Below are 26,600 nucleotides of genomic sequence, written 5' to 3' on the forward strand. Positions count from 1 at the left end.
GATCAGTCCACCGACATATTACTGGACGGATCTTCTTTAATTTGATTAGTAAATAAGTGTACATCCCGTTGTGGAAATGGAATCGTAATATTATTCTCTCTAAATAAAGAATCGATTCTGAATCGAATCTCACTCTTTATTGAGGGATCAATAAAACTATCGGTAATAAAGAAATAAACGCCGAACATCAAGGCTGAATCCCCAAAATCTTCAAACAAAACGAAGGGCTTTGGTGATTTTAAAACGCCTTTTTGCTGATCAACACTTAATAGCAATAATTTTTCCACTTTTCGGGTGTCACTCCCGTACGCAACGCCAACCGAAACTTTTTCCCGGGTGGTCTTTCTGTTTTGCGTATAGTTAAAGATAGAGTCTGTGATGAACTTATGGTTAGGAATTATGATAATTTTATCATCTCTGGTAATCGCACGGGTTGTACGTAACTTAATGTCGATCACCCTACCTACTTTACTATCAACCTCAATAATATCGCCCACTAACAAGGATTTATCGACGATAATAAAGATTCCGCCTATGACGTCCTGAAATAAATCCTGTAGGGCTAATCCTACACCTACCAGGAGGGCAGCGGAAGCTGCTAGAAAGGGTGTAATATTGACTCCGGCAAAACTGAGGACTGCGAAAACAACAACGATATAGGTAACGTACTTGATAAATTTGAAAACGCTTATGAACTTTAATTTATCTGTTTCCCCCATCTTTCGGGTAAACAGACGTCTCATAAGTTTCAACAGTAAGCTGGCAATAAAAAAGGACAGAGCTATAAGCAGCAGTAAACCAACTGTTATTTCAATTTGGTTATCTTCTTTTCCAAAGGAAAAACCCCAATTCAAGAAGTCCTTTATGGCTCCCCATATATCATCTTTGACGACATCAGTGATTTTATCAGTAACTTCTTCTTGCACGGGTATTTAGTATTTAATCCACTTAATAAGTTCCTTGTAGCTGGGCTTTTTGCCGTACATTAAAATTCCGACACGATAAATTTTTGCAGCTATCCATACGGTTCCTATAAATGTAGCAAATAAAATTACTAATGAAAGAATTTGTTGCCATAGCGGGACGCCAAAGGGAATTCGCATAAGCATGACTACGGGTGATGTAAAAGGAATATAAGAAAATACCTGGGATACGGTGCCGTGTGGATTCTCAATCACTGTAAAGAAACCAACATAAACCGCTAATATTAATGGCATAAGTATTGGAAGCATAAATTGCTGAGTATCGGTTTCGCTGTCCACAGCCGCTCCTATCGCTGCGTACAGCGAAGCATATAGTAGATATCCTCCTATAAAGAAGAGAACGAACATTATGATAAGATTGAGAATGGGCATATTGTTAATTTCCAGAAATACTTCCGAAATAATATTTTCCATGCCTCCTGCATCCGTCTGAACCATTTGTTGCTGCGGTGTTGATATTGCTGAAGGGTCGATGTTAAAAATTGAAGTAATGACAGCACTGAAAACCGTCAACAGGATGACCCATGCCAAAAACTGCGTGATCCCTGCCAGTGAAGTGCCAAAGATCTTACCCAAAAGCAGTTTTACCGGTTTTACCGACGATATGATCACTTCAATGATTCGGCTGGTCTTTTCTTCAATGACCGAACGCATGATCATATTGCCGTAAATGATAATGAACATAAACAATAGGTATCCTGCAGCCCCACCAAATATAAGTTTCAGTCCCGATCCTAATTTAGATGTTTCCTGCCCTTGAAAAGTTTCCAGATTTGTATCTATTTTGATACGAAGTGATCTAATTGTCTCAGCGTCAATACCCACTTCCTTCAGTTTTATATTATTTGCCTTTTGCTCTATGGCATCTTCAATATCGTCCATCACAAGTAATGACGGGGAATCTTCAGAATAAAAAGTAATTGCTTCGGCTAGTTCTTCAACCGTGTTGGTCTTCGGAATGTACAACAACCCGTATTCTTCAGATTCCTGAGTTTTCTGTTTTGCTTCGGAAAGCGATATATCTGAAAGAACATGGTAGGTTAACCCGGCTGTGCTCTCAAACTGGTCTGCAAAGAGTCCGCTTTCATCTAAAACTGAAATAGTGCGAATCTTGTCGTTGTTGAGTTGTGATAGATAGGCAACCAAGGTAAATATACCCACCATGATAAGTGGGCTTAAAAACGTCATAATAATAAAGGACTTATTACGGACCTTATTCAGATATTCTCTTTTAATTATAAGGGAAAGGTGGTTCATAGTAAAGTCTTAGTTTTTATTCACGGTTTCTATGAATATATCATTTGCTGAAGGAATCACCTCTACAAAATGTGTAAGGTTTCCTTTTGATGTGAGATAGTTCACAAGATCGTTTGCGGAAGCGTTCTCCGCTATCTTTATTCTATACTGAAGCTCATCGTTAATACTCTTGAAACTGGCGGGGAACAATTCAAATTTTTCGTGCAATTGTGCCGAAACCAGATCGGGTGTATCTGTGGTAAGACCAATTTCGAAAGTATTGGATTTATAAGCTCTTTTAATATCCAACAATTTTCCATCGAGTATTTTATTGGATTTATGAATTAGGGCGATATGATCACACATTTCCTCTACCGATTCCATTCTGTGTGTAGAGAAGATCACCGTTGCACCCTGATCCCGCAATCGAAGGATCTCATCCTTGATAAGATTTGCGTTTATTGGATCGAAGCCACTAAAGGGTTCATCGAAAATGAGAAGTTTGGGTTCGTGAAGGACGGTTACCACAAACTGTATCTTCTGCGCCATTCCTTTAGACAATTCCTGAATTTTTTTATTCCACCAGTCTCCAATGTCAAGCCTGTCGAACCAATACTTTAATTTTTGTTTAGCATCCTGTTTAGAGAGTCCTTTAAGTTGCGCCAGATACAAGGCTTGCTCCCCTACCTTCATAGACTTGTAGAGGCCGCGTTCTTCGGGCAAATAACCAATATACCTGATATGATCGGGTTTTAAATGCTCCCCATCCAAGACAACAGTTCCGATATCCGGCATAGTGATTTGATTAATGATACGGATAAAGGTGGTCTTTCCCGCTCCATTGGGTCCCAGTAGGCCAAAAATACTGCCTTTGGGAACCGATATTGAGATGTCGTTAAGGGCCTTGAAATTTCCAAAATTCTTGGATACATTGGAGGCCACCAAAAGGTTTTCCATGCTGTTTTTTTACTGATTGTAAAGATATTGAAATGCTAAAGAACGGCTAGATTCAAACCGACTAATTTCTCAAAGTAAGTCTGAAAATCGGAACATATGTTACAACATTGCCGTGTTACTAAAGAAAAAACAATGGAAAAGTCCTAAAACAACAAAACCCACCCTCAATAAATTGAAGGGTGGGAAAAAAATTGCTATGAAAAAGAAAAATTATCACTAAAAGATTAGTGACACTCAAATATATACAAATTATTTTAAAAATTAACCTTTTGTTAAGAAAACATATCTTTCACTTTTTCGAAGAAAGATTTGTCTTCTTTTTCCGGTCTCGGTTGAAAATGCTCGTCGTCCTTCATACGCTCAAAAAATTCCTTTTGTTCCTTACTAAGTGATCTGGGGGTCCATACATTCACATGAACCAAAAGGTCACCGGTTCCGTAGCTGTTAATAGACGGAATACCTTTGTTTCTAAGTCGAAGTATCTTTCCGCTTTGGGTTCCGGGTTCGATCTTTATACGCACCTTTCCGGTAACCGTGTCAATTTCTTTGGAGGTTCCCAAGGCTGCTTCAGAAAAACTGATATATAGATCGTTGTGTAAATTATCTCCTTCACGCTGAAGTGATGCATGAGGAATTTCTTCAATAGCAACCAAAAGATCACCGGCGATTCCGTTACCACCGGGAGCTTCATTTCCTTTTCCGGAAACCTTTAATTGCATTCCGTCTACTACACCGGCCGGTATTTTTATTGAAACAGTTTCTTCTGTAAGCAACATTCCATCACCATCGGCATTAGCAGGCTTCTTGTCGATCATTTGTCCGCTACCGCCGCAAACATTACAGGTTGCAGATGTTTGCATACGCCCCAAAATAGTATTTTGAATGCGTGTTACTTGTCCGTGACCGTTACAGGTTGTACAGGTTTTGAAAGTAGTACCCTGTGCAACCTTTTTACGTTTTACTTTTATCTTTTTCTCAACGCCGTTTGCGACCTCTTCCAAAGTCAACTTCACGCGAATACGAAGGTTACTTCCTTTTACTCGACGCTGACCACCACCAAATCCACTAAATCCTCCAAAATTGCCTCCCCCAAAAGCGCCACCGAAGATATCCCCAAACTGACTGAAAATATCGTCCATGTTCATTCCGCCTCCGCCAAAACCACCACCTTCGAATGCTTTATGACCAAACTGATCATAGCGGGCCTTTTTATCGGGATCGCTTAAAACCTCGTAGGCTTCAGCTGCCTTTTTAAACATTTCTTCCGCTTTTGCGTCCCCGGGGTTTTTATCGGGATGGAATTCGATAGCCTTTTTCCGGTATGCTTTTTTAATTTCAGCTGCCGAGGCATTTTTTGAGATTCCTAATATATCGTAAAAATCGTCTTTCATCTTTTCTATTGTCCTATCACTACTTTTGGGAATCGGATAATCCTTTCACCTAACGTATATCCCTGTTCAATTACATCGATGATCTTTCCTTTTAAGGAATCATCTGGTGCCGGAATCTGAGTAACTGCCTCGTGAATTTCGGCATCAAATGTATCACCTTGATTCGTTTCAATAGGTTTTAACCCTTTAGTTCTTAAGGTTTCCCTAAATTTATTGCTAATGAGTTCAACGCCTTTAAACAGGCCATCGTCCTCGGTTCGCTCTATCTCCTTTAAGGCGCGATCAAAATCATCCAATACCGGAAGCAAAGAGACCATTACTTCCTGACTTGCGGTTTTAAAAAATTCTATACGTTCGCGACCCGTTCGCTTTTTGTAATTTTCAAATTCGGCAAAAAGACGTAAATATCTGTCTTTTTCCTGTTCCAATTCCAACTTCAGTGATTCTACCGGGTCCTGCTTCTTATTCTTTTTAGAATCCTTCTTCTCGGATGATTCCATCACCGTTTCCTGAACCTGCTCCTCGGTCATTGTGTCTTTGTTCTTATCTTTTTTGCTCATACCTCGAACGAAATTTCAATTTTCAGTTAGGGGAGCAAAAGTACTGCCATTTCTTATAAAATGTCAAAATGTCACAGTTTAATTTTTAATAAAACATTAAGAGACATTTAAACCCTGCTTAAATACTTTTGCATCATTAACCATTAAAAAACTAATAATGAAAAGATCATTTTTAACATTGGCACTGATTGCTTTTGTATTCGCGGGTTTTACTTCGTGTAAAGAAAAAAATTCCGATACATTGGGTGAAGCTGAAGAAGTAGTTGAAGCAAGTGATGCTGCTGTGACTTATACCGTAAACACCGAAAAATCTGTAATCAATTGGAAAGGAGAAAAACCTACCGCGACACATACAGGAACCATTAAATTATCTTCCGGAGAGCTTTCTGCCGTTAACCGAGATATAGAAGCAGGAAAATTTACAATAGACATGAATAGTATTACCGATACCGATTTGGAAGGTAAAGCGAAGGCCAATCTAGAAGCGCATCTAAAGGGTACTGTGGAAGGTAAAGAAGGTGATTTTTTCAATGTTCCTAAATATCCGGAATCTACTTTCGAATTAACCGGAGTTTCAGGAGAGAACGGAAAGATCACGGTAAGCGGAAATCTTACAATAAAGGATCAGACACATAATATTGAATTTCCGGCGACAGTTTCATTTCCCGGGGATGAAATTTTTCTAAAGAGTGCTCCTTTCACCATTGACCGCACCAAATGGGGCGTGAACTTTGGATCTAAGTCAATTTTTGACAATTTAGGTGATAAATTTATCAATGATGAAGTGGAACTAGTAGTTGAATTACACGCTTCAAAAATGGAATAGCAATTGCTTTGAAAAAGAAGATTATGGGGCGGCCAAAGGCCGCCCCATATTTTTATAACAATTCCTTGAGAGCGCTTTCTATATTGTGATACCGAAATTTATATCCGTGAGATTCGATCTTTTTAGAACTTACCAGCTGTCCGTCCAGCACAAGGGTAGCCATTTCGCCCAAAACGAGCCGCAGAATAAATGACGGAACATTTGGTAGCCATAAAGTTACGTTTAATTTATCGGCGATCTCTCTAGTCATTTTATTATTGGTTACCGGGGTTGGAGCCACCGCGTTAAAGGTCCCTTCCCATTCATTTTTTATCATTTGAAGGTAAATACAAGCAATATCTTCCAAATGAATCCACGACATCCACTGGTCACCACTACCTAGAGGTGCGCCGAGACCCTTATCTATTGGTGCTACAATTTTAGGAAATGCTCCCTGCTCTGCGGATAAAACCACGCCGGTTCTTACTTTGGTAACATCTATTCCCAATTGTTTAAACTGATCTGCTGCTGCTTCCCAGGCCAAAACCACTTCGGCAAGAAACCCGCTTCCCGTTTCCGATTCATTTTCAAAATACAGTTTGGTTTTAGAATCCGGATAAACGCCAACCCCACTGGCTGAAATTAACTGCCTGACGTCATGTTTTATTTTTTTAAGAGTATCGTAGAGCAAATTAGCGGTTTTGGTTCTGCTCTCGAGAATTACTTTTTTGTACGATTTGGTCCATCTCTTGGAAATACTCGCTCCCACCAAATTTACGATCACGGTCACTCCTTCAAATGCAGCCGTATCTATCTCGCCCTTATATGGGTCCCAATAAAACCCCTTAAAATTGGGTAAGGTTTCGATCTTATTCTTGCTCGTAGTTAAATAGTGAACGATATAATTTTCGTCATGGCAGTACTTTACCAATTGCGCACCAATTAATCCCGTAGCTCCGGTGATTAATACCTTCATAGCTTTTTGTACATAATTTACGTATTAGTCCCTAGATCGTCAAAGGGTTTAACTCAATATTAGCAAAGGAATGATTTTTTTAAGAAATGCTATAACTTCATAGCCCGCAGCATGTGAAAAGAATTCCGAATGCTGCTATAACTTCATAGCCCGCAGCATGTGAAAAGAATTTCGAATGCCGCTATAACTTCATAGCCCGCAGCATGTGAAAAGAATTCCGAATGCTGCTATAACTTTATAGCCCGCAGCATGTGAAAAGAATTCCGAATGCTGCTATAACTTCATAGCCCGCGGCATGTGAAAAGAATTCCGAATGCTGCTATAACTTCATAGCCCGCAGCATGTGAAAAGAATTCCGAATGCTGCTATAACTTCATAGCCCGCAGCATTTCTCTTTTGCCGGGAGGACCCGGAAGTCGTTCTACCGTAAAACCAACTGCTTGCATGGCTCTGCGCACGCTTCCTTTTGCGGAATAGGTAACCAGTACTCCTTTGGGCCTTAGCGCCTCGATCATGCGTCTAAATATGGATTCCTCCCAAAGTTCCGGTTGAACTCTGGCGCCAAAAGCATCAAAATAAATAAGGTCGAATTCCTGTTTATCAGTTATTTCTGAAAAGAATTGTTTTCGTTTCCGTAGCGAAAAATTTTTGTGTATCTCTGAAAATTCTTCCCAAGAAACGGTATGAATCTGCTTAAATTCCTCTTTTGATGACTGTGTTAACTCGGTATAATTCAGTTGCTCAATTTCAGAAATAGCTACCGGATAGGCTTCTACTCCAGTATAACGAATTGGGACATTGTGTAGAGCTGCGAACTGCAAGGAAAGTAAAGCATTTAATCCGGTACCAAATCCGATCTCAAGAATATCAATTAATTCAGATTTGTTGTTACCCACAAGATACTCCAAACCCGATTTAATAAAGACGTGTTGCGCTTCAGCTATAGCTCCATGCTTAGAGTGGTACTGTTCATTCCATTCCGGGAGACGGATCGTCGCCGATCCATCTCCCGTAATAAGAATTTCGCGTTTCAACGTTTATTGATTTTGGTAGTCTTCAGGAATTAAGACCCCGTTGGAAATAAAAGACAAAGTTCGTTTTGGTTCTGTGATGGCAGCGATCTCCTCTTTGGATTTTCCTGCGTCTTCAGCAAAATGGCGCTGATCTTCAACACTCATCTCTTCCACAAAGGCTACCCCACCAACGATCACTTCGGCTCCTGCCAGATCCTTAGGCATAAAGAAACCATAATCCTTAAACTTCACCATTGATTCTGCGTCACCCATATCCATTTTCATCCAGCAGCCCTTATTCTGACAAACTGCATTTACTTTAGATTTGAAGGTAATAGCAATCGTATCGCCCGGTTTCATACTTTTATATTTTTCGGCAATTTCTTCAGTTGTCATTACATCCTCACTTGAAATTTCATCACCAATTGAGCTATATTCAGTCGCCATCGCAATGGATTCGGTCTCAATTTCACTTTCGTCGTTTTGTTTTTTATCTGTTTGATTGCACGCCACTGTAAATATGGCGATCAAACAAAGGATTACTACATTTTTCATAAGTTGAATTTCAGAATTTTAATAACTATTAATATACTGCAATTTTATCATTTTTTTTGATTTTTTATGGACAAAAAATTAAGTAATTTTACATCCTAAAATTCCTACCTAATGAGTTTGATCACTTCGCAGAAAATACATATAAACAAAGCATCTTCCTCCAGAATTAATGATGTTGATTTTAACAACCTCACCTTCGGAAGTGTTTTTACAGATCATATGTTCGAATGCGATTTTATCGATGGCAACTGGCAGAACCCGACTATAAAACCATATGGCCCTATTTCCATATCACCTGCAGCCAAAGTGTTTCATTACGGACAGGCCGTCTTTGAAGGCATGAAAGCCTATAAGGATGACCATGGCAAAGTATTCTTATTCCGACCTAAAGAAAATCTTAAGCGAATCAACAAATCGTCTGTTCGGATGGCAATACCGGAGTTTCCTAAAGATGTCTTCTTCGAGGCTATGCATAAGATTTTAGAACTGGATAAGGATTGGATAAAGAGCGGCCTTGGAAATTCATTGTACATACGTCCTTTCGTTATGGCTACCCAAGTGGGTGTTTCCGCCTCCCCTTCTAACGCCTATAAATTTATGATCCTCTTGTCACCTGCCCAAGCTTATTATACTGGAGAAGTAAGGGTGGTGATCGCACAACAGTATAGCAGAGCAGCCGATGGCGGGGTAGGGTTTGCCAAAGCCGCAGGTAATTACGGGGCTCAGTTTTATCCCACTAATCTTGCGCGGGAAAAGGGTTTTCAACAAGTGATCTGGACCGATTCGAATGAACATAAATATTTGGAAGAAGCCGGAACGATGAATGTTTTTTTCCGAATTAATAATACACTTATCACTGCGCCCACTAACGACAGAATCCTTGACGGTATAACCAGAAAAAGCGTGATCGCTATTGCTGAAAAGAACAATATCACTACCGAAGTGCGAAAAATAACGGTTTCAGAATTGGTAAACGCAGCGAAAGACGGAAGCTTAAAAGAAATATTTGGAGCAGGAACCGCGGCCGTTATTAGTCCGGTGAGCGCTTTCAGTTATGAAGAAACACTTTATGAATTACCAAAACAGGAGCCAAGTTTTGCTTCAGAATTTAAAAAGGAACTTATGGAGATTCAGCATAACTTAACCGAAGATCCATTTAACTGGCGTTATAAAGTTTTATAACCTTTAGAAAGTCTAATTTCAATTTACAAGTTCAGAATTTTTTCAATATTGGGTTTAAAATAATTCGGCCCTTTTAAAACCTTCCCGTCTTCACGGTAAATAGGCTTTCCGTCGGCTCCCAGCTTACTCATATTACTACGCTGAATCTCATTAAAAACTTCCTCTATTTTCTCCTGCATCCCATGTTCGATGATGGTTCCGCAGAGAATATAAAGCATATCTCCAAGCGCATCTGCAACTTCAACGAGATCATTATTATTGGCCGCTTCCAAATATTCTTCATTCTCCTCCCTCATCAGTTTGTATCGCAACAAATTTTTAGCCTCACCAAGATCGGCTGTGGGTTCATTCTTAATTCCTAATCCGAAGGCATCGTGAAATTCATGTACTGCGGCTATTTTGTTTTTCATATTTTCTGAAATGTTTATTTGATGATTCGTCGATCCGTCTGCTTAAATTTTCTGAAACTTCGCAGGACTCCAACTAAAATTGTAAATTTACCTGTGTAAAACTACAAATTTATGTTTAGTACCAGCCAATGGATTTTCTCTGCATGTTTTCTGGTTGCCTTTGTTATTTTAATGATCTTCAGTTATAAAAAAGATAAAAAACTCCATAAAAAGCACTATAAAGGAACCCTTTGGATCCTCGCCGGTTTTCTGGTTTTTGTCTTGCTTTTACTCGCTATAAAAACCGTGCTGAAGGAATAATTATAATTTAAATGCCGTCCTTTAAGTTCCGGGCTTCTAAAAAGTTGCAGTTGTGATACATTCCTTATAACTTAGATAAAAATACCCAGTATCGGGTATTTACCATTTCATTAAAAACAACAAACTTAGCTAACACCTTAAAAACCAAAATCATGAAACTCATTTCTAAAGTATTTTATTTATTACTTGGTATTCTTTTACTGAATAGTTGTTGCAGTAATTGCCCTCCAAAATGTGAAGAATGTCCTCAAACCGAATGCACCGATAGAAAACCGAGTGTGGAAGATGAGTTCTTTTTATCCATAAGAATGGACGAATCTGCTCCTTATAGCGATAAGTTCCAAACCATATTCGTGGAATCTCCAATGGATGAAACCGGAGATGTTTTCGTTATTGGATCTAAAATAAAGGGAATAAAAGATGTACAGACCAATGTTTATAAAGATGTTGGTTTTAAAGATATTACCTTACGTCGTCTTGCCGGACAAACTTATGGAATCACCAATATTGAATTGATCGATGATCATCCCAATTATAGGTATGTCTTAAAAGTATCTATAGACAGTATTGCCAATACTCCGGAAAATGATCAGGTCAAGTATTCTCAAAATATAATCATTCCGGAAATTACCCCAAATGATAAATTGGAAGTACAGGTTACAAACCTCCACAAGCCTTCGCTGCGCACCAAAATATGTCAAATACAAGCCGGCTCATAAATTCTGATGATTTTCGGAAAACTTAACTGTAAAAGAAAGCTAAGGCTGGTCATGATCCCCTTGTGCTTTCCTATGTTATTGGTCGCCCAATTTAATGAGGGCCAGCAAGGTCTGTTCGATGCTATCAGAACGATGCGAATCGATTCGTTACAGTTGTTTTCCATGGAAGAAACCGTGGTAAATCGTTTTTTACACCAACAATTCGCTATTTTAAAAACCGGAGATCCTTTTTTTAAGGATGATGAAGAACCTGCTCCCGAATTCGAAAGGACACTGTACTACCTTTCAAAAGGTGACAAGATCCTGGAAGAACAGAAAAATAAAGAGTCGGATTCAACAGCCTATTCCTATTTTATAAAAGCCTTATATATTACCGAAAACAATAATTGGAATGTTCTAGGGTGTGAAGCCTATAAACGTATTTTGCGTTATCAGTTTAAAAATCAAAAGGATTTCGACACATTTGAACGGCTTGCAGGAGAATATTCTAAAATAGCCTACGACGATTTCGAAAAGATCTATGCCACCTACTTCAGAGTTGGCGCCGAAATGACCAAACATTATTATATAGACACGCCGCAACATGATATTGAAGAAAAACTGCTTACCGCTATTCACAATGCTTCCATTAAGGATCATCCGTACCTTGAAGCCAGACTGAGTCAGTTGCTTGGTGTATATTACGATCTCGAAAAAGTTACAGACAAACCCGTAGAATACTATAGTAAGGCGCTAAATATTTACGAAAGTATCCCCCTGTATTTTGTTCAGAAACACGCTATTGACATGAAGTTTAATATTGCGAGTTATTACAATGACCGGGATGATATGGTCAAAGCTCTAGAGTATGTACAATTAATAAACCCTAAGGAGATCACTAAAAAAGATAGCAGGGATCTGCTGCTTATTAACGATATGTTCTATCAGATCTATAAGAAGTCGGATCAATTAGACAGTGCTCTCTTCTATTTAGAAAAAAAGAGTTTACTCAAGGATAGTGTCGATATGGAAAACCGAGCCAATGCCATCTCAGAGTTTGAAACCAAATACAGAGCCAGTGAAAAGGAGCGGCAAAATCTGGAATTACAAACTGAAATCACCAAAAAACAGCGTCAGCAGCAGAATACGATTATTGGAGGATTAATACTTTTACTAGTTGGAAGCATAATCGGGTATTTATTATATAAAAACACTAAAAGAAAACAACGTATCGCCGAGCAACAGAGCGAAATCGAAATTCAGAAAACCGAGAAACTTCTAAAGGAACAAGAACTTACCTCTATTGATGCAATGATAGCCGGACAGGAAAAAGAGCGGCAGCGATTGGCTTCAGACCTGCACGATAGTGTTGGGGCGACACTGGCAGCGGCCAAATTACAGTTTCACCACCTTTCACAAAACAAAGAGAAAGCTCAAGATTTGGGTGATTTGTATTCTAAGACAGAAAGCTTATTGTCTCAGGCATATAACGAAGTAAGAGCTATGGCTCATTTAAAAAACAGCGGAGTCATTGCAAAGAACGGATTGCTTCCCGCCGTCATGAAACTCGCTAAAAATGCTTCAGGAACCAATGATCTGCACATAGAGGTTCAGGATTATGGGCTGAACGAGCGGCTCGAAAATTCTTTGGAAATCGCCATTTTCAGAATTATTCAGGAATTAGTGACCAATATTATAAAACATGCGAATGCTTCCGAAGGAAGTATTTCGATTACACAACACGATGATTCCTTGAATATTATTGTGGAAGATAACGGTACCGGTTTTAATTTTAACACCGTTCAAACAAAAGAAGGAATGGGACTCAGCAGTATAGAACGCAGAGTAGAACATCTCCAAGGCAGTATGGAAATAGACAGCACGCCCGGAAAAGGAACTTCAATTTTAATCGATATACCACTATGATCACAGTTGCCATTGCCGAAGATCACCAGTCCTTAGTCGACGGGATTAATCTTTTACTGAAATACGAAGAAGATATTAGTATAGTTGGAATGGCTAACGATGGAGAAGCGTTGTTGGAGATCGTTAGAAGCAAACAACCAAAGGTTGTGCTAACAGATATTAAGATGCCAAAGATCGATGGGATCGCGGCAACACGTATCATCAAAAAGGAATTCCCTCACATAAAAGTGGTTGCATTTACAATGTTCGATCAGGAGGATGCCATATCGCAAATGGTTGCAGCCGGAGTTTCAGGCTATATTCTAAAAGACTCCCCACTCGAAGAAGTGATGAATGCCATACGAAGCGTTGCCGAAGGAAGTACATTTTTTGATGCGGCCATTGACCTTACAAATCTTAATAAAGCTTCAGACCGAACTGAAAAAAAACCTGTCCTGAGTAAAAGTGAGCGTGAGATCTTAAAGCTTATTGGGGAGGGAAAGGCAACCAGCGAAATCGCAAAACTGCGCTTCACCGCTGTATCTACGGTTGAAAAACACCGAAAAAATATGATCCGAAAACTCGGACTCTCAGGGAAGGGAGAATTATTGCGGTATGCTCTTGAAAAAAAGTATGATTTTTAATTTAACGGAATGACGACCTATAAAAATACCCCCCAATGGGTATATTTTTTGTGCTTTTCTAGAGTATATTTGATCTATAACTAAAACCAAATTATTATGCGAAATTTGAAATTCATTCTACCATTATTCTTAGTTTTTGCGATTACGTTTATATCGTGTGAAGAAGAAGAAACCCCCGAACCTGAGGAAGAACAAATAGAAGTAAACGAAACTTCAATAATCCCCTCAACCTATTCCGGAAGACCCAACAATGTATTGGGTTGTATTGAAATTGGCAGTAGAATTACCAGTATTGAAGTATGGGATCACGGAACGGTCGATGGTGACATCGTTTCTATTATTGCCAATGGAGATGTTATCATTGACGAACAGGTACTTGACGGTCCCTCCAATCCCATTGAAGTAAACTATAACTTCAGCTACAACGGGTTTAATTACGTAACGCTGTATGCACATAATTTAGGTGATATCGCACCTAATACGTGCACCATTGCCATTAACGGTGTTGAGTTTATCTTAGAAGCCAATCTTGATGCCAATGGTGCAATTAATGTGATCGTCGAAGGTTATGGAGTCGATTGTACCGATGCCCAGAGCGGTACCGGTGGTGGATCCGGTGGATCTGGTGGATCCGGTGGATCTGGAGGATCTGGAGGATCAGGTGGTGGCGGAAGCACTAACGGAGATGTTATTTTCTGGACAAGCACGGATTTTGGCTGTGGTCCAATTAGTGTAAACGTGAGTGGTGTGGGGTCGTCTACGATCACCGGTTTTTATTCTTCAACCCCGGATTGCGATCAGACCGGTGCCGGAGGTAACTTCAATAACCTCGCTCCCGGAACATACAATTTCAGTGCGAGTTGTACTACGCTAACCTGGAATGGTTCATTTACTATATCGGAAAATACTTGTACGACATTTCAACTAACCAATTGATTCTTTGTTCTGACTGATTATCCGAAAACCTCTCTGGTTAGTCGCAGGGAGGTTTTTTTATTTTTAATAAGGTATAAAAAAACCTCCTTACATATTGCAAGGAGGTTTGTATTTAATGATCAATGTTTGCCTAGTTCTTTATCGGCAAATTGCTGTATTTTTCAGCATAAAACAACATCTGCTCTTCAAAAGTGTCTGGTTGCTTTACTTCAAAACGCTCTATTTCACCTTCATCGTTCATTTTTGGAATGATCACCGGATTTACGAAACCGCTGTACGGTGCCGAAGTAAATTGTTTGTTTCGTTCAAGCACCTCAGCGTGAAGTTTCTGATCTACTTTTACACCGTATCCTTCCACCAAGGCTTCTACTGCAGCATAGTCACCTTCCGACTTAATGCGCTGCGTTTCGCGCAATAGCTGTCCGAATAACTCGTGTAATTTATCGTAATCATTAATATTGAAATAGGTTTTGCCATCCCGGGTGATCTTCTCGATCACATTGTCTTCTAATCCTTTTTCATACGCCCATGCCGATACCCACTGTCGGTTTCTCATGTGAGCTTCTTCTACATCATCCCCAAGATTAAGGCGAATTAACTGCGACATTAATCCATTTCTGATGTAACCGTCGTAAGCAGCCATACCAACTTTTTTCCAGTCATCTACCAAACCTAATTCTTGTAATTTGGGATTGTATAAGTAATACAAGCCTATAAGGTCTGCACGTCCTTCCTCCAATGTAGAAGCATAATTCTTAAGCGTTTCCTTGGTTTCTCCAACACCGGGATTTAATTGTCCCGATGCATGACCTATCACTTCGTGAAGTGCCGTGTGAAGCTTGTCGGCGATTTGTCCGTATTCTTCTTCCAAAGCCAGTTCTTCTTCATCATTCACGAATTCCTTTAAACGTCCCGAACTACCCGCATTGTTATAAGCTTCAATAATATTTCCAAGGGAAACCGACTTACTTCCAACGGCAGCCCGAATCCAATTGGCATTGGGTAAATTCACACCAATGGGTGTACTCGGGGATGCATCTCCGGCTTCTCCGGCTACATTTACTACCTTATAGGTTACGCCAACTACACTATCCTTTTTATGCGCTTCCATTAAGGGAGAATTATCTTCAAACCATTGTGCATTTTCAGAAAGCACAGCCATCTTTTCAGACATATCAAAATCCTTGATCTGTACGATGGTCTCATACGAACCTCTATATCCTAATGGATCATTATAGACTTCAATAAAACTATTGATGTAATCAATATTTCCTTCTGTGGCTTTTGTCCAAGCTACATTATAATCGTCCCAGGTTTGTAAGTCACCTGTCTTATAATATTCGATCAACAGGCCAATAGCATCGCCTTGAGCTTTATTTTCGGCAACTCCTTGTGCCTTTTCTAACCAAACTATGATCTTGTCGATGGCAGCACCATAAAGTCCGCCCGACTTATAGACCCGTTCTTTTAATACTCCATTCTCTTTCACCAATTGTGAATTTAATCCATAAGATAATGGCTTATCGGGATTTGGAGATTTCTTCTGCGCATAAAAGCTCTCTACGTCCTTATTTGTTACGTTTGGTCCGTAAAAATTCACAGCCGATAGCGCAACATTGTCCACACCTTTCGCCTGATTTACCTTTTTGGAATCTTTGTCATTAAAGATCACATCGAATGCTTCACCCTCTAGTGTACTATTTGTTTCTGAAAGCAACGTTCTTAGATACTCGGCCGAAAAATCGGGTTTTATTTTGTCATTCGAATAATGGTGGTGGATACCGTTAGAGAACCATACACGTTTTAAATAGGTTTCAAAATTCTTCCAGTCGTCTGTAGATTTATCACCATTGTAGGTTGTATAGACATTTTCCAACGCCTTACGAATGGCCAGGTTATGTCGATAATTCTGGTCCCACATGATATCGCGACCTTCAAGTCCCGCCTGAGTTAAATAATAAACCAGTTTTTGTTCTTTAAGCGTAAGGTCATCCCAGCTTGGAATCTGGTACCTTAATATCCTAAGGTCTGCAAACTGATCTACATTGTAATTAAATTCGGCAGATTCAACAACTTCCGTCTCAACTTTGGGTTCCTTCTTATCGTCTATACACGAAAAAAACAGCAAACCACTCATAGCCACGGCTATATAAAAAGTATTCTTCATTATGTTAGTTTTTAATTTTCAACAAATGTAGCAAAATCATTTCATCTCTATATCATTAATTCTACGGCATAAAATTGATTATCTTAGCAGCAGTAACCAACAAACCAAAACCCATGAAACTCTTAAAGTATCTGTTTTTTCTACTACTTATCATCCTAGTTGGAGGTGCTATTTATTTTGGCACCAAAGATGGAAGTTTCGACATTTCAAAGACTAAAATGATCGAAGCACCTTCCGAAGTGATATACAACAATGTAAAGGATTTCAAGAATTGGGAGACTTGGGGACCCTGGATGGACGATGATCCCGACCTGGAAATTAATTATGCGGAAAAGACTGAAGGCGAAGGCGCCTCTTATTCCTGGAAAAGTGAAATTGTTGGTGATGGTTCGATGAAAACTTTAAAGGTTATTCCACATAAGGAAATTGATCAGGAAATTGTTTTTAATACTCCCATGGGAGATAGTAAAAGTGAGGTTTACTGGCGTTTTAACGATACTGAGACTCCCGGACAGACCGAAGTGGTCTGGGGCATGCGTGGAGAACAATCCTTTATGGAAAAAGTGTTTATGGGTCTTTTTTCAGATGAGGATTTTGAATCCACTTTAGGCGCCATGTATGATGAAGGCCTAACTAAGCTGGATTCGGTGGTGGTGCAGTCTATGAATAACTATACGGTGAGTGTCGATGGTGTAACTCAATATGGCGGAGGCTATTATATGTTTAATACTACGTCTTCGAAAATTAGTGAGATAGGTGAAAAAATGGGCCCGATGATGGGACAGGTAGCCGGGTTTATGGCTCAAAACAACCTTCAGAGTGCCGGAATGCCCTTTACCATTTACAATGAAATCGATCAAGCCAACGGAACCGTGATCTTTTCTGCGGCAATTCCAGTGAAGGAAAAAGTGATTACTGCGGAAGGAACTCCGGTGCTTTGCGGCTTTATGGACCCTGTTACTACCTTAAAAACGACGCTAAAAGGAAAGTACGATTTTCTTCCGAAGGCTTATGAGGCAGCACAGGAATATATTCAAAAAAACAATCTTACTCCTCATCCTTCAGCCAATATGTTTGAAGTATATGCTACCGATCCGGGAGAAGTACCAAACCCTTCCAATTGGGTCACCGAAATTTATATTCCAATTGTAACCCCTGTCGAACCGCAACAGTAGCCTATGAAACAGCTGCTATTGGTTTTCCTGGGAGGAGGCCTTGGAAGTGCCTTGAGATTTGGAGTAATGAAAATTATGAGCACACCGGCTAATGCATTTCCTTATGGCACACTCTCTGTAAATATTCTCGGTAGTTTGATAATAGGAATTCTTTTAGGGGTACTTGTAAAGGGAAACCCAACATCCGAAAACATGACCGTGCTACTCGTTGCCGGATTTTGTGGTGGTTTTACGACCTTTTCGGCTTTTGCACTGGAAAATTATCAGTTTCTAAAGAATGGGGATCTACTCAATTTCTCCCTATATACGGGGGGAAGTATTTTATTAGGCTTGTTGGCAGTTTTTTTAGGGATATGGCTGGGAAAGGCCATTTAGAGTTTTTTATTAATTGATTTTTCTGAATCGTAAATAATTTTTTTCTACATTTGATTCAATATTTTAAAAAATGAGAACGAACACACGTATGTATAATAAGATTCAGGTCGTGATTATCGAACTTGATCGGCGATGCGTGTATTGATTATAAAACTATAAGCTAATTCAATATGAAAACGTCCCGATCTCCATCGGGACGTTTTATTTTTATTCTGTTAACCTAACCATGCGAAAGATATACCTCAACTATATAAGTAATTTCAGCGGACTCTCTCAGGAGATCTGGTTGTTATCCCTGGTTACCTTTGTGAACCGGGCCGGGGCTATGGTTATTCCTTTTTTATCCCTGTATCTGGTGAATGCAAAAGGATTTACACTGCCTCAGGTAGGTTGGATCATGTCTGCTTTTGGGTTGGGATCTCTGGTTGGGACTTATTTTGGCGGCAGATTAACGGATGCTATCGGATTTTATAAAGTGATCACATACAGCCTCTTTTTAGGAGGCCTGGGCTTTATAGGGCTGCAATTCTTAGATACGTTTTACGGCTTCTGTTTAGGAATATTTTTTCTTACTCTGGTGGCAGATGCCTACAGACCGGCGATCTTTGTCGCCTGCGAAGTTTACAGCAAGCCGGGAAATGTAACCCGAAGTATTGCACTAATTCGATTGGCCATCAATCTGGGGTTTTCGATTGGTCCGCTAATCGGCGGACTTATCATCGCTCATATCAATTATACATCACTTTTCTGGATAGACGGTATTTCATGCGTAATTGCTTCAATTATTCTTATAGGGAAGATTAAGCCTAAATCGCGAAAAAGTAAAAACATACAGGTGACCCTACCAGAAGAAAAGGTGCCCAAGGTAAAGGAAGGAGTTCCTCCCTATCGCAATGGTTATTTTATGCTGCTCTTTATAATTATGATCGCCTCTACGTTAACCTTTGTGCAATACTTCTCTGTCATGCCGTTGTACTACGAAACAGTCCATTTGCTGAGTGAAGATCGCATTGGCTGGTTGCTATTTCTCAACGGTGCCGTGATCGTAATTTTTGAAATGCCGCTTGTTAACTGGATGGAAAGAATAAAAATTTCGAAAACCATGGCGACATTCTGGGGAATAGTGTTTATCGCACTTAGCTTTATTGTACTCAATTTCACTACATGGGGTGGTATTTTGATCATTGGAATGTTACTCATGACTTTGGGTGAAATGGTGGGCTCGCCCTTTTCAAACGCACTTGCACTCGAAATGGCTCCAAAAGGACGAAAGGGGAGCTATATGGGCTTGTACAGCATGAGTTTTTCCATGTCGCATATTATTGGCCACAACAGCGGAATGAATTTGGTGGATTCTTATGGTTTCGATTTCACCTGGTACGTGATGTTTGGTTTTCTTGTACTTGTAGGCGTATTAACGCTTTGGTTGTATCGTTTGCTGAAAAAATCCCCTAAATTCGCTACGTATTAAGACTGAATTTCTCAAGAATGAAATATGTAATAACTGTAATAGTTTTCTTCGGAATGATCTCCTGCGGAGAGAACGTGAAAAGTGAGAGAATTATTTCAAAAAATAATGCTGAAACAGCTGAAGCTGCGAAACAATTTCCGAAACTTGACAGCAGCAGGTACAATGTTGCATTTTTAATCATGGATGGTGTGTATAATACCGAACTCACCGCACCTTACGATATATTTCAGCACACTATATTCCGTGAGAATATTAAAGCCATGAATGTATTTACCGTGGCAAATACAGACAATACAATAACAAGTTTTGAAGGGCTTCGTATTATTCCCGATTTTAATTACTTAACCGATCGTATTCCCAAGATTGATATATTGGTGGTGCCAAGCGCAGAACACCACCTAGATACCGACCTAGATGATGAAGCAATGCTGGATTTTATACGTAAAACTGATAAACAGGCAACATTTGTGACTTCTCATTGCGATGGAGCATTTGTGTTAGCCAAAGCTGGAGTTTTAGAGGGCGTAGTCTCTACAACCTTCCCAAGCGATATTGATGCTATGAAAGCAATGTTTCCCCACCTGGATATACGAAAGGATGTGCTGTTTGTTCACGATGGAAAATATATTACCTCGGCCGGAGGAGCCAAAAGTTTTGAAGCGGCGCTCTATCTTTGTGAATTTCTTTATGGCAAAGAAATAGCCCAATCCCTTGCGGGTGGGCTTGTTATCGATTGGAACCTCAATACGGTTCCTCATACGGTCATTCAGAAATAAAAACTATTCCCGAACATCTTGACGTTGTTCCTTTAGTTTTAAATTCCTGGTTTTTCTTGAAATTAACACTGAATCGAGACAAGATATCAGTAAACCAATAAAAGAAATTAGGAAAATGATTCTTACAAAAGTATCGCCGGGATATTCCAAACCGGTGAAACCTAATAGAGCTGTGATACAAGTTATCACTAAAAGTTGGAAAGTGTAATTTTTCATGATTTTGGCAATTTAATTTTCATCTAAGGTACATTACGATCAGAGCATTTTTCCTTAAAAAAAAATCAATTGTTTTAAATTTAACCTGAAATAAGAAGGCTTTAACAATTTACTTCACCGGTTTTAGTTCACTATTGATCACCACATGCGATAGGACGATCTGAGTCTTTGTTTCTCCAAAGACGATCAACTGATCAATAAAAGCTTCCAGGTGTTTTTGGTTTTTAAGAACCACTTCCATCACAATATTTTCGTTACCAGTTATACGATAGCAGTTTAAGACCTCGTCGTAGGTTTTGACCTTCTCTAAAAACGGTTTCAGTTTACCCATAAAGGCTCTTAAGGTAATGATGGCCTTTAATTGATATCCTGCCTCAAAAGGAGAAACCAGGGTTTTATATCCATGGATAAGGCCCGAATCTTCCATCTTCTTTATCCTTTCTGAAACTGCCGGGGAACTAATACCCACTGTTCGCCCAATTTCGGCATTAGACATTCTTGCGTGTTCCTGCAGACATTTTAATATTTTCCAATTTAAAGAATCTATCGACATTTTAAGGAGATTTTTAATAAAATACTTAATTATTAAAGCAAATATACGCTTTTACTTTAAAATCGATAGTTACAAACCAACTCTTGTTAGTAAATTTGAGGTGCTTTGAAGATAGAAGAATAATTTTAAAATGATACCTACGATCCCAAATAGTTTTCCGCAATCCCCTCTGTACAAGAAGGCTATGGATATTTTTATCCTATCCAGAAATATCTCTTCGTATTTAGTTCATGATCTTGCTCCAATTCAGGCATCGGGTAAGGAGGATCCCAATATTTATTTCAGTGGTGACATCGTTCAACAATCGGTATCCCTGGCACCTTCCATATTAAAAGCTGAAAGTCAGCACTTTTCAGAAGAAAAACAAAAATATGCGGCTTCGGTTACCCGGCTAACCAATTTGTTGTATAAGAATTGTGAACGATTAGAGCGGGCGAACAGCAATGGAAAAGACTTTTTGCCAATACTTCGGAAAGAACTGAAGAAATTCCGAAAACTACAACGAACCTGGATGATGACCTTATAAACTGGTCTATTTTCTAAACACCTCTTATTTTCTGAAATACCGTGGTAATAAACGTTGACTTCCATTGAAATCCTGTTTAATTGCCTACATATTTCGTCTGTATTGACCCCCAACTTCAAAGAGTGCCTTGGTGATCTGACCCAATGAACAGACCTTCGTAGCTTCCATCAATTTTTCAAAGATATTTTCATTGTTAATTGCGGCCTGCTGTACTTCCTTTAGCGCCTCTTCAGCTTGAGATTCATAAGCTTTATGCAGATTGCCCAAGGTGTCGATCTGTGCCATTTTCTCTTCTTCCGTGGCACGAATCACTTCCGCAGGTAAAACCGTCGGTGATCCTTTACTGCTTAAGAATGTGTTTACCCCAATAATGGGAAATTCACCTGTATGTTTCAGAGTTTCATAATACAGACTCTCCTCCTGGATCTTACTGCGCTGATACATGGTTTCCATGGCTCCCAATACACCGCCCCGTTCTGTAAGCCGGTCGAATTCCTGTAAAACGGCTTCCTCCACCAGATCGGTAAGCTCTTCAATGATAAAAGATCCCTGTATCGGATTCTCATTTTTCGCTAGTCCCAGTTCCTTATTGATTATAAGCTGAATGGCCATAGCGCGACGAACGCTCTCCTCGGTAGGAGTGGTAATCGCTTCATCGTAAGCGTTGGTATGCAAGGAATTACAATTATCGTAGATTGCGTACAAGGCCTGAAGCGTTGTTCGAATATCGTTAAAATCAATTTCCTGAGCATGTAAGGATCGCCCTGAAGTTTGTATATGGTATTTCAACATTTGTGCTCTTGGGTTCGCACCGTACTTATCGCGAAGTGCCTTAGCCCAAATTTTTCTGGCCACCCTACCTATAACAGAATATTCTGGATCTATTCCATTGCTGAAGAAAAACGACAGATTTGGTCCAAATTTATTTATGTCCATCCCACGAGATAGGTAATACTCCACATAGGTAAATCCGTTAGACAATGTGAATGCAAGTTGGGTAATTGGATTGGCTCCGGCTTCGGCGATATGATATCCGCTAATAGAAACAGAATAGAAGTTACGTACCTTCCTTTCAATAAAATATTCCTGGACATCGCCCATGAGTCGCAACGCAAATTCTGTGGAAAAAATACAAGTGTTTTGTGCTTGATCCTCTTTTAAAATATCGGCCTGAACTGTGCCGCGAACCTGCTGAAGGGTTTCTGTCTTTATCTTTTGGTACACCTCAGCGGGTAACACCTGGTCTCCGGTAACACCCAAAAGGAATAGCCCGAGACCGTTGTTTCCTTGAGGTAATTCCCCATAATATTGAGGTCTATTTATCCCCTTCTCCTTATAAATGGAAGCGATCTTCTCCTCAATTTCCTTTTCAAGCCCTTGCTCCTTTATATACTTTTCACAATTCTGATCGATCGCAGCATTCATAAAGAATCCAAGCAGCATAGGCGCCGGACCGTTGATCGTCATACTTACTGAAGTTAATGAATGACTAAGATCGAATCCGGAATACAGCTTTTTGGCGTCATCCAAACAACATATCGACACCCCTGCATTTCCGATCTTCCCATAAATATCGGGACGGTGATCGGGATCATTGCCATAGAGCGTAACACTATCAAAGGCTGTGGAAAGCCGCTTGGCCGGAAGTCCCGAGCTAACATAGTGGAACCTTCTGTTGGTGCGTTCTGGCCCCCCTTCTCCTGCAAACATACGGGCAGGATCTTCGCCTGTTCTTTTAAACGGATAAAGGCCCGAAGTATAGGGAAACTCTCCGGGAACGTTTTCCTGCAATGTCCAGCGCAAGATATCTCCCCATGCCTTGTACTTTGGTAAAGCGACTTTTGGGATTTGCGTATGAGACAGTGATTCGGTATGCGTATCTATGTTAATTTCCTTATCCCTTACCTTAAAAGTATAGACTGGAGACTTGTATCGATCTACTTTTTCAGCCCAACCTGTGATCACTTCCCAGTTATAAGGGTCGAGATCCATTTTAACACGGTCGAATTCGCCCAGAAGAAGCTTGAGCAATGATTTGTTTTCTTCAGAAACATTCGATTCTATGGATTCTGAAACAATTCCACTCTTGTCCAAATCTGGAGTTTTGCCGGCAACCGACTGCATCGTTTTATATATCCCGTAGAGTTTTTGAGCGACTTCAGCCTGTTCCTCGGCTTTTTGGTCATACGCTCTATTATTTTCTGAGATCTCTGAAAGATATCGGGTACGCGCAGGAGGAATTACAAATATCTTCTCAGACATCTCATCACTTATTTCATAACTGCTTTTTAAGTCGGAATCTGTTTTTTTTACGATCTCGTCCATAATGGCCTTATACAGCTTGTTCATGCCGGGATCATTGAACTGCGATGCTATAGTTCCATAGACCGGAAGGTCATCCTGAGGCGTGTCCCACAACTGATGGTTGCGCATATATTGTTTTTTTACGTCGCGAAGAGCATCCAGAGATCCTCTCTTATCGAATTTATTGATGGCGACGAGATCGGCAAAATCTAACATGTCGATCTTCTCAAGTTGAGTGGCTGCACCAAATTCGGGGGTCATTACATACAGAGATACATCACTGTGATCGAGAATTTCGGTATCACTTTGTCCAATTCCGGAGGTTTCCAGAATGATAAGGTCATATTCTGCGGCTTTTAGAACCTCAATGGCTTCAGACACGTATTTGGACAGCGCAAGATTACTCTGACGGGTTGCGAGACTTCGCATAAAAACTCTTGGGGAGTTAATAGCGTTCATTCTAATTCTATCGCCCAACAATGCCCCCCCTGTCTTCCTTTTGGAGGGATCTACAGAGATCAAGCCTATGGTTTTTTCAGGAAAATCAATAAGAAACCTTCTAACCAATTCATCGACCAGTGAAGATTTCCCGGCACCCCCTGTTCCGGTAATTCCCAATACCGGTGTACTCAATTGTTGATTTTTCTCGTGAATTTTCTGTAACGCATCTTTTGCCACTTCCGGAAAATTTTCGGCGGAAGAAATTACTCGGGCGATCGCACCGGGAACTTTTTGATCTAATTCATCGATTTCACCATTTAGAGTATTGCCAATCGGAAAGTCGGATGTCTTGACCAGATCATTGATCATACCTTGTAACCCCATTTCTCTTCCATCATCGGGCGAATAAATACGAGTGATCCCATATTCCATGAGTTCTTTAATTTCTGAAGGAAGAATCACTCCTCCTCCACCTCCGAAGATCTTAATATGAGTAGCACCTTTTGCCTTTAAAAGATCATACATGTATTTAAAATACTCGTTATGCCCTCCCTGGTACGACGTCATCGCAATTGCATTAGCATCTTCCTGAATAGCAGTGTTTACAACCTCTTCAACACTTCTGTCATGCCCCAGATGAATCACTTCGACCCCTGTCGATTGAATAATTCTTCGCATGATATTGATCGCTGCATCATGACCGTCAAAAAGCGAAGCTGCAGTTACAATTCTAACTTTATTTTTGGGAATATAAGGTGCAGTTTGTTGCATACGAATGAGTTAAATATATAAAGGTTTCAAATTTACGAAAAAGCTAATAAAATAAACGGTTATCGAGAATTATAACCTCTAAAAAAATCTTAATATGTATTGTCTAACATATATATTTTTGTATATTGCGTCCTCAATATTAAACAACAAATATTTAAATTATTATGAAAAAAATTTACTTTTTGGCTATTGCAGCTTTAGCATTTAGTTTTTCAGTCAATGCACAGCTTATTGACGATGACATGGAGTTTTACACTCTAGGAGAAATGGGAACTCAGAATCCAAGTGTTTGGACAAGTTGGACCAACGATGGTGGAGCAGCAAATGATGGATTTGTGGTAACAGACGCTCAGAGTAACTCTGGAAGCAAATCTCTTGTTGCTGTAGGTGGTGAAGCGAGAGACCCTCTTATGTTATTAGGAAACCAAACTACTGGTGACTATACAATAAGATGGGAGTTTTACATTCCTTCAGGTAAAGAAGGATACTTCAACATTCAAGGAGAAATTCCTGCTACTGGTACTCCATTATCAGGTGTTTGGAACTCTGGTGACATCTACTTTAACGAGGCAGCTGGAAATCCAGGTGGTGTAACTGACACTAACGGTGATCTTACAATGTTAAGTTTTAATCACGATGAGTGGTTTACTGTTGAACTTTATGTTGATGTAGACGCTCTTACGTATCAAATGACTATTGGTGGTGTTACTTCTCCTGCTATTCCTTTCCAAGGAACTGGAGACACTACTTTAGGTGGTCTTAACTTCTACCCTGGTTCTGCTAGTAGTGAATTCTACGTAGATGATGCATACTATGTTGAAGGGACTCTTGCAAATGAAGATTTCAACACAGTACAGGTGAGTGTTTATCCTAACCCAGTTAAAGATGTATTAAACATCTCTTCTATCGAAGCTGTTAACGCTGTTACTGTTTATGACGTACTTGGTAAAGTTGTGCTTCAGGCTCAGCCTAACGCTGTTTCTCCAAGCATCAACATGAGCGCACTTTCTAGTGGAGCTTACCTTGTTCAAGTTAAAATAGGAAATGCTACTAAGACAATTAAAGTTGTGAAGTAATTATTCCTATAATTACAATTTTAAAAGGCCTTTCTTTCGAAAGGCCTTTTTTTATTCCCCAATGTTTAGGCTTGAGGCAATCTAATCGAAGTTAAAAATAATTGAATGAGTTAATGCAACCAAGTATTCAGCTTCGATCATAGTTATAGTAGAGAATTACTCACCCTCTTTATACTTCAAACTGCTTCTTTTACCTTT

25 protein-coding genes are annotated in these 26,600 nt (G+C 39.7%); 13 read left to right on the plus strand and 12 right to left on the minus strand.

Translation table 11 applies throughout. The features are described 5' to 3' along the window. Positions 1-2: 2 nt before the first annotated feature. From ALE3EI_RS00880 to ALE3EI_RS00900, 5 genes are all read right to left on the minus strand, one after another. Positions 3-926 carry a mechanosensitive ion channel family protein gene (locus tag ALE3EI_RS00880; RefSeq protein WP_186989901.1) on the minus strand — a complete coding sequence of 308 codons (924 nt, stop codon included), beginning with the start codon at positions 924-926 and terminating at the stop codon, positions 3-5. Positions 927-932: 6 nt separating this feature from the next. Then, positions 933-2,240, minus strand: coding sequence for an ABC transporter permease (locus ALE3EI_RS00885; RefSeq protein ID WP_186989904.1), 1,308 nt, complete (start codon positions 2,238-2,240; stop codon positions 933-935). 9 nt (positions 2,241-2,249) lie between these two features. Next, positions 2,250-3,176 (minus strand): ABC transporter ATP-binding protein, encoded by a 927-nt coding sequence (locus tag ALE3EI_RS00890; RefSeq protein WP_186989906.1) that lies wholly within the window; start codon positions 3,174-3,176, stop codon positions 2,250-2,252. A gap of 272 nt (positions 3,177-3,448) precedes the next feature. Continuing rightward, entirely contained in the window at positions 3,449-4,567 is a 1,119-nt protein-coding gene (dnaJ, locus tag ALE3EI_RS00895) for a molecular chaperone DnaJ (protein ID WP_186989907.1), read from the minus strand. A 5-nt stretch (positions 4,568-4,572) separates the two neighbouring features. Further along, the gene (locus tag ALE3EI_RS00900) at positions 4,573-5,127 is read right to left on the minus strand and encodes a nucleotide exchange factor GrpE (RefSeq protein ID WP_186989909.1); all 555 of its coding nucleotides are present in this window, start codon (positions 5,125-5,127) and stop codon (positions 4,573-4,575) included. A 157-nt stretch (positions 5,128-5,284) separates the two neighbouring features. On the opposite strand from ALE3EI_RS00900, the gene ALE3EI_RS00905 reads away from it, so the two are divergent. Further along, positions 5,285-5,953, plus strand: a complete 669-nt coding sequence (locus ALE3EI_RS00905) for a YceI family protein (RefSeq protein WP_186989911.1) — start codon at positions 5,285-5,287, stop codon at positions 5,951-5,953. 52 nt (positions 5,954-6,005) lie between these two features. Here the strand turns inward: ALE3EI_RS00905 and ALE3EI_RS00910 are convergent, their stop codons facing one another. The 3 genes from ALE3EI_RS00910 to ALE3EI_RS00920 form a co-directional block, all read right to left on the minus strand. Continuing rightward, positions 6,006-6,908, minus strand: a complete 903-nt coding sequence (locus ALE3EI_RS00910; protein ID WP_186989913.1) for a TIGR01777 family oxidoreductase — start codon at positions 6,906-6,908, stop codon at positions 6,006-6,008. A gap of 365 nt (positions 6,909-7,273) precedes the next feature. Further along, positions 7,274-7,942, minus strand: coding sequence for a tRNA (5-methylaminomethyl-2-thiouridine)(34)-methyltransferase MnmD (mnmD, locus tag ALE3EI_RS00915; RefSeq protein ID WP_186989915.1), 669 nt, complete (start codon positions 7,940-7,942; stop codon positions 7,274-7,276). A gap of 3 nt (positions 7,943-7,945) precedes the next feature. After that, entirely contained in the window at positions 7,946-8,476 is a 531-nt protein-coding gene (locus tag ALE3EI_RS00920; protein WP_186989917.1) for a DUF4920 domain-containing protein, read from the minus strand. 111 nt (positions 8,477-8,587) lie between these two features. On the opposite strand from ALE3EI_RS00920, the gene ALE3EI_RS00925 reads away from it, so the two are divergent. Further along, on the plus strand, positions 8,588-9,658 hold the full coding sequence (locus ALE3EI_RS00925) for a branched-chain amino acid aminotransferase (RefSeq protein ID WP_186989918.1): 1,071 nt from the start codon (positions 8,588-8,590) through the stop codon (positions 9,656-9,658). Between the two features lie 23 nt (positions 9,659-9,681). Here ALE3EI_RS00925 and ALE3EI_RS00930 read toward each other — a convergent pair whose 3' ends face one another. Further along, on the minus strand, positions 9,682-10,068 hold the full coding sequence (locus ALE3EI_RS00930) for a pyrophosphohydrolase domain-containing protein (protein ID WP_186989920.1): 387 nt from the start codon (positions 10,066-10,068) through the stop codon (positions 9,682-9,684). A gap of 111 nt (positions 10,069-10,179) precedes the next feature. Here ALE3EI_RS00930 and ALE3EI_RS00935 point away from each other — a divergent pair, with 111 nt between their 5' ends. The 5 genes from ALE3EI_RS00935 to ALE3EI_RS00955 all read left to right on the plus strand — a co-directional run bounded on the left by ALE3EI_RS00935 (position 10,180) and on the right by ALE3EI_RS00955 (position 14,551). Continuing rightward, the gene (locus tag ALE3EI_RS00935; protein ID WP_186989922.1) at positions 10,180-10,368 is read left to right on the plus strand and encodes a hypothetical protein; all 189 of its coding nucleotides are present in this window, start codon (positions 10,180-10,182) and stop codon (positions 10,366-10,368) included. A gap of 152 nt (positions 10,369-10,520) precedes the next feature. Further along, positions 10,521-11,087, plus strand: coding sequence for a hypothetical protein (locus ALE3EI_RS00940; protein ID WP_186989923.1), 567 nt, complete (start codon positions 10,521-10,523; stop codon positions 11,085-11,087). A 6-nt stretch (positions 11,088-11,093) separates the two neighbouring features. Then, positions 11,094-12,992 (plus strand): sensor histidine kinase, encoded by a 1,899-nt coding sequence (locus ALE3EI_RS00945; protein ID WP_186989925.1) that lies wholly within the window; start codon positions 11,094-11,096, stop codon positions 12,990-12,992. Next, positions 12,989-13,615: a response regulator gene (locus ALE3EI_RS00950; protein ID WP_186989927.1), complete on the plus strand. Its 627-nt coding sequence runs from the start codon at positions 12,989-12,991 to the stop codon at positions 13,613-13,615. The genes ALE3EI_RS00945 and ALE3EI_RS00950 overlap by 4 nt, the downstream gene beginning before the upstream one ends. Positions 13,616-13,711: 96 nt before the next feature. Beyond that, positions 13,712-14,551, plus strand: coding sequence for a hypothetical protein (locus ALE3EI_RS00955; RefSeq protein WP_186989929.1), 840 nt, complete (start codon positions 13,712-13,714; stop codon positions 14,549-14,551). A 130-nt stretch (positions 14,552-14,681) separates the two neighbouring features. Here ALE3EI_RS00955 and ALE3EI_RS00960 read toward each other — a convergent pair whose 3' ends face one another. After that, complete coding sequence (locus tag ALE3EI_RS00960) at positions 14,682-16,718, minus strand: dipeptidyl-peptidase 3 family protein (protein WP_186989930.1); 2,037 nt, start codon at positions 16,716-16,718, stop codon at positions 14,682-14,684. A 113-nt stretch (positions 16,719-16,831) separates the two neighbouring features. On the opposite strand from ALE3EI_RS00960, the gene ALE3EI_RS00965 reads away from it, so the two are divergent. The 4 genes from ALE3EI_RS00965 (at position 16,832) to ALE3EI_RS00980 (ending at position 20,515) form a co-directional block, all read left to right on the plus strand. Next, a complete protein-coding gene (locus tag ALE3EI_RS00965) occupies positions 16,832-17,893 on the plus strand; it encodes an SRPBCC family protein (protein ID WP_186989932.1) in 1,062 nt (353 codons plus the stop codon). Positions 17,894-17,896: 3 nt separating this feature from the next. Further along, positions 17,897-18,268: a fluoride efflux transporter CrcB gene (crcB, locus tag ALE3EI_RS00970; RefSeq protein ID WP_186989934.1), complete on the plus strand. Its 372-nt coding sequence runs from the start codon at positions 17,897-17,899 to the stop codon at positions 18,266-18,268. Positions 18,269-18,494: 226 nt separating this feature from the next. Further along, a complete protein-coding gene (locus ALE3EI_RS00975) occupies positions 18,495-19,739 on the plus strand; it encodes an MDR family MFS transporter (protein ID WP_186989936.1) in 1,245 nt (414 codons plus the stop codon). A 17-nt stretch (positions 19,740-19,756) separates the two neighbouring features. Beyond that, complete coding sequence (locus ALE3EI_RS00980; protein ID WP_186989938.1) at positions 19,757-20,515, plus strand: DJ-1/PfpI family protein; 759 nt, start codon at positions 19,757-19,759, stop codon at positions 20,513-20,515. Between the two features lie 325 nt (positions 20,516-20,840). Here ALE3EI_RS00980 and ALE3EI_RS00985 read toward each other — a convergent pair whose 3' ends face one another. Continuing rightward, positions 20,841-21,284, minus strand: a complete 444-nt coding sequence (locus ALE3EI_RS00985; protein ID WP_186989940.1) for an Lrp/AsnC family transcriptional regulator — start codon at positions 21,282-21,284, stop codon at positions 20,841-20,843. 130 nt (positions 21,285-21,414) lie between these two features. Between ALE3EI_RS00985 and ALE3EI_RS00990 the strand changes: the two genes are divergently transcribed. After that, positions 21,415-21,810 carry a hypothetical protein gene (locus tag ALE3EI_RS00990; protein WP_186989942.1) on the plus strand — a complete coding sequence of 132 codons (396 nt, stop codon included), beginning with the start codon at positions 21,415-21,417 and terminating at the stop codon, positions 21,808-21,810. 84 nt (positions 21,811-21,894) lie between these two features. Here the strand turns inward: ALE3EI_RS00990 and ALE3EI_RS00995 are convergent, their stop codons facing one another. Next, positions 21,895-25,326: a methylmalonyl-CoA mutase family protein gene (locus tag ALE3EI_RS00995; RefSeq protein ID WP_186989944.1), complete on the minus strand. Its 3,432-nt coding sequence runs from the start codon at positions 25,324-25,326 to the stop codon at positions 21,895-21,897. Between the two features lie 164 nt (positions 25,327-25,490). Between ALE3EI_RS00995 and ALE3EI_RS01000 the strand changes: the two genes are divergently transcribed. After that, complete coding sequence (locus ALE3EI_RS01000; protein ID WP_186989946.1) at positions 25,491-26,402, plus strand: T9SS type A sorting domain-containing protein; 912 nt, start codon at positions 25,491-25,493, stop codon at positions 26,400-26,402. Positions 26,403-26,600: the final 198 nt, after the last annotated feature.

The organism is Constantimarinum furrinae (assembly GCF_014295415.1).
In the GTDB taxonomy this organism is placed as follows: Bacteria; Bacteroidota; Bacteroidia; order Flavobacteriales; family Flavobacteriaceae; genus Constantimarinum; species Constantimarinum furrinae.

Coding starts and splice junctions, on each gene's coding strand:
- ALE3EI_RS00885 (WP_186989904.1), bottom strand. CDS start 2,240: ATGAACCACCTTTCCCTTATAATTAAAAGAGAATATCTGAATAAGGTC.
- ALE3EI_RS00890 (WP_186989906.1), bottom strand. CDS start 3,176: ATGGAAAACCTTTTGGTGGCCTCCAATGTATCCAAGAATTTTGGAAAT.
- dnaJ (WP_186989907.1), bottom strand. CDS start 4,567: ATGAAAGACGATTTTTACGATATATTAGGAATCTCAAAAAATGCCTCG.
- ALE3EI_RS00900 (WP_186989909.1), bottom strand. CDS start 5,127: ATGAGCAAAAAAGATAAGAACAAAGACACAATGACCGAGGAGCAGGTT.
- ALE3EI_RS00905 (WP_186989911.1), top strand. CDS start 5,285: ATGAAAAGATCATTTTTAACATTGGCACTGATTGCTTTTGTATTCGCG.
- ALE3EI_RS00910 (WP_186989913.1), bottom strand. CDS start 6,908: ATGAAGGTATTAATCACCGGAGCTACGGGATTAATTGGTGCGCAATTG.
- ALE3EI_RS00920 (WP_186989917.1), bottom strand. CDS start 8,476: ATGAAAAATGTAGTAATCCTTTGTTTGATCGCCATATTTACAGTGGCG.
- ALE3EI_RS00925 (WP_186989918.1), top strand. CDS start 8,588: ATGAGTTTGATCACTTCGCAGAAAATACATATAAACAAAGCATCTTCC.
- ALE3EI_RS00930 (WP_186989920.1), bottom strand. CDS start 10,068: ATGAAAAACAAAATAGCCGCAGTACATGAATTTCACGATGCCTTCGGA.
- ALE3EI_RS00935 (WP_186989922.1), top strand. CDS start 10,180: ATGTTTAGTACCAGCCAATGGATTTTCTCTGCATGTTTTCTGGTTGCC.
- ALE3EI_RS00940 (WP_186989923.1), top strand. CDS start 10,521: ATGAAACTCATTTCTAAAGTATTTTATTTATTACTTGGTATTCTTTTA.
- ALE3EI_RS00945 (WP_186989925.1), top strand. CDS start 11,094: ATGATTTTCGGAAAACTTAACTGTAAAAGAAAGCTAAGGCTGGTCATG.
- ALE3EI_RS00950 (WP_186989927.1), top strand. CDS start 12,989: ATGATCACAGTTGCCATTGCCGAAGATCACCAGTCCTTAGTCGACGGG.
- ALE3EI_RS00955 (WP_186989929.1), top strand. CDS start 13,712: ATGCGAAATTTGAAATTCATTCTACCATTATTCTTAGTTTTTGCGATT.
- ALE3EI_RS00960 (WP_186989930.1), bottom strand. CDS start 16,718: ATGAAGAATACTTTTTATATAGCCGTGGCTATGAGTGGTTTGCTGTTT.
- ALE3EI_RS00965 (WP_186989932.1), top strand. CDS start 16,832: ATGAAACTCTTAAAGTATCTGTTTTTTCTACTACTTATCATCCTAGTT.
- crcB (WP_186989934.1), top strand. CDS start 17,897: ATGAAACAGCTGCTATTGGTTTTCCTGGGAGGAGGCCTTGGAAGTGCC.
- ALE3EI_RS00975 (WP_186989936.1), top strand. CDS start 18,495: ATGCGAAAGATATACCTCAACTATATAAGTAATTTCAGCGGACTCTCT.
- ALE3EI_RS00980 (WP_186989938.1), top strand. CDS start 19,757: ATGAAATATGTAATAACTGTAATAGTTTTCTTCGGAATGATCTCCTGC.
- ALE3EI_RS00985 (WP_186989940.1), bottom strand. CDS start 21,284: ATGTCGATAGATTCTTTAAATTGGAAAATATTAAAATGTCTGCAGGAA.
- ALE3EI_RS00990 (WP_186989942.1), top strand. CDS start 21,415: ATGATACCTACGATCCCAAATAGTTTTCCGCAATCCCCTCTGTACAAG.
- ALE3EI_RS00995 (WP_186989944.1), bottom strand. CDS start 25,326: ATGCAACAAACTGCACCTTATATTCCCAAAAATAAAGTTAGAATTGTA.
- ALE3EI_RS01000 (WP_186989946.1), top strand. CDS start 25,491: ATGAAAAAAATTTACTTTTTGGCTATTGCAGCTTTAGCATTTAGTTTT.